Consider the following 685-nt stretch of genomic DNA (forward strand, 5'->3'; position numbering starts at 1 on the left):
CGTTGTCGGCCCAGTGGACGTCTTCCAGAAGGATCGCCAGCGGGGTCTGTGCGGCTGCCGTATGAATGGCGTCGGCCAAATCGTGCACCACCCAGTAGCGGAGATCGGCCGACGTGCCCAAGCGACGCAAAGCCTCCGCATCACCGACGGGGGGATCCGCGCGCAGCGTCGCCATGAACAGCGAGAAAAACGGCACCGTCTGCTGATACTCGAACGCCTCGCCGAACAGTGCCCGAACACCGGCCTTCTCGGCGAGCGCCAAGACCTCGGTGAGCAAACGACTCTTGCCGATGCCGGGCGGACCTTCGATGACCAGAACGCCCCCGCGCCCTTGGGCCACCGCGGTAACCAGTGCGCCGATCAGTTTCAGCTCGTCTGCCCGCCCCCGAATCGGCGGGGTGACCAGCCGCTGGCCGCCGACATCAAATAAGCCGGTTGAAGACCCCACGGGGTTCCCTGTCTTCCGTCTAGCGGACTGTCACTGCAGTGCACGTCATTCTAGGCCGCGCACGTCGACTACCCGATGCGCTGTCGATCGGTCAGCGCCTCGCATGAGCTGCGCCAATTGGGCGCGGGAAGTAATGCCGAGCTTGGCAAACGCATTGCGTACGTGGGTCTTCACGGTGTGGGGGGAGAGGTGCAGCTCGGTAGCGACGTCGCGGTTGGTCGCGCCCTGTGCGAGAGA

General features: G+C 65.1%; 2 protein-coding genes. Both read right to left on the reverse strand.

The annotated features are described in order from the left end of the window. Positions 1-448: ATP-binding protein (locus A5652_RS15915; protein WP_156745292.1), on the reverse strand; the 448-nt coding region annotated here is incomplete at its 3' end. 45 nt (positions 449-493) lie between these two features. Next, positions 494-685 (reverse strand): response regulator transcription factor (locus A5652_RS26865; protein ID WP_197513975.1); only part of this gene is annotated, 192 nt, incomplete at its 5' end.

This window comes from Mycobacterium sp. 1165178.9, from assembly GCF_001673555.1.
GTDB lineage: Bacteria > Actinomycetota > Actinomycetes > Mycobacteriales > Mycobacteriaceae > Mycobacterium.